We start from the raw sequence: 719 nt of genomic DNA on the forward strand, positions 1-719 counted from the left end.
TATGAGGTTTGATATTCCTATCTCGGCGCTGCCGAGCGGATAACGGCACCGGTTCCGGCCGCATCCCTCCCCTCGGCCCGGGTCACTTCCGCCACCGCCAGCCATTCATGGCCGGACAGGGAGCTGCCGGCCGGCAGCCCGGCGCGCGTACCCGAGGACAGGAGATAGCGGTTGGGGATGTCACCGTCCACCCTGCGTGCCACCCGGTCAGGGAAGGCGAGGGCGACGACGGCGCCCACCACCGCTGCGCCTTTGACCTTCGCGGACAGGGCGGGCTCTGCGCGCGAAGCAGACGGCGCGTGCTGCTTCGCAAGGGCTGCCAGGCGGCCGGATTCCTCTGCCCACCGCCGGGCTTCCGGTCCTGTTTGGTTCTGCAACTGCGACTGGAGGCGGGTCAGGTCGGCGCCGGGAGCTCGATAGTCTCCCGCGACCAGCGCCACGGCTTCGGCTGCCGGCAGATGACCGGCGGCTGCGGCCCCGTCGAGCAGGGCCCGGGCCAACCGGGGATCCGCCGGAATGGTGGCCAGAAGCTTACCCATGCCGGTGGCCTGACCTTCCTCTGTTACCGCGCCCAGCTCGCGCAGGACCTCCATGGCATCGTCCATCGCCTGCAGCGGCGGTTGGTCCGGCAGCGCGAGCCCCTCGCCCCGCGGTGCACCCCAGGACGCCAGGAGCAGCGCAGCACCGGCCAGGTCGGCCACTTTGATTTCCGGTGTCAC

1 pseudogene is annotated in these 719 nt (G+C 70.7%); it reads right to left on the reverse strand.

The features are described from left to right. Positions 1–17: 17 nt before the first annotated feature. Positions 18–719, reverse strand: a pseudogene (locus AC5RWX_RS33990) (ATP-dependent helicase HrpB); the annotation flags it as partial.

This window comes from Arthrobacter sp. SPT-J7, from assembly GCF_059089965.1.